This is a genomic window from methanotrophic endosymbiont of Bathymodiolus puteoserpentis (Logatchev) (assembly GCF_900128525.1).
Classification (GTDB): Bacteria; Pseudomonadota; Gammaproteobacteria; order Methylococcales; family Methylomonadaceae; genus Methyloprofundus.
This window is the reverse complement of record NZ_FQTQ01000140.1, coordinates 1-978: the sequence shown is the minus strand read 5'-3', so window position 1 is coordinate 978 and position 978 is coordinate 1. Positions and strand designations below refer to the sequence as shown.

Annotated in this window: 2 protein-coding genes; one reads left to right on the top strand and one right to left on the bottom strand. The window is 39.4% G+C overall.

The genetic code is table 11. The annotated features are described in order from the left end of the window. On the top strand, positions 1 to 294 hold a 294-nt coding region (locus tag BQ7314_RS11345), incomplete at its 5' end, for a hypothetical protein (protein ID WP_174483807.1). A gap of 425 nt (positions 295 to 719) precedes the next feature. On the opposite strand, the gene BQ7314_RS11340 is transcribed toward BQ7314_RS11345, so the two are convergent. Further along, the coding region (locus tag BQ7314_RS11340; protein WP_174483806.1) for a hypothetical protein at positions 720 to 978 on the bottom strand (259 nt) is incomplete at its 5' end.

The window sequence follows — 978 nt, the reverse complement described above, 5'->3', positions numbered from 1 at the left end:
CGGATAGCCTTTTATTTTGTCTCCACCTTCGCTACCGCTCAGACTCCGACAAAACAACGGCCCTACGGCTATCGCGGGCTGGCAGCGGAAGACGCTATAAGTTCTGTTTTTTCTTATGCTGCAACATTGCAAAAAGAAATAAATAGCTTGCAGGGTACACAGACCGCAGAAGGTCAAGAACGGCTTAGCGAGCTTGTATATGATAAACAGCCTAGAAATGAGGCGTTACTTGAAGAATTGCAAGAGCAAAAGGAAATATGGGGGCATTATTTAGGGATGGATAATCCTTGGTAATTGCTTACTTCTGCCCGACAAGCAAAGAATAAAACATCCCTGTTTTTGGACAATTAAAATAGGGGCTTCCCTGCCCCTACCCTACGGGAAAACGGCGAAAAGATGCCGTTTTTTTTAATAGTCTGGACTTCTCAAAGACTGGTCAAAATTGACAAATTCTTAAAAACAATCTTATAAGATAATTGATATACAGCCACGGAGGGCGCAGCATGTCATATACACGGGACTATGAAACCAAAGGCCGACCACTTATAAAGCTAGGCGGTTTCATAGGCGTAGTAAACGCTACAACGGAAAATTTCAATATGACCGCCGAGCAGATCATGAAAGATGAAACTTTTATAGACCGCAACAACGCCGAAAGTGGGGTTTTCTGCCTTGTCCCTGATGAACTGGACATCCCTTTTTAAAACCTTTTATTTTTATTAGAATAAACTACTGAACTCTTTTTCAAATTCTGGTTTGGTATCTGTTTCATTATAAAAAGGCATCCCCCAAACGATGTAATTTCTATCTTTCCATAGCTGTTCAATTTTATGCTCTGTTTTTAACTGCATTAAAAAATTATGTTTCCATTCATCCTGTTTTATTAAATGGCTTCCTTTAGGTTCAATGAATACTTGGTAATGAATAGCTGGGCTTATATCGTCTTTAATTAAGAACAATACAAAATCTGGCTCAAAA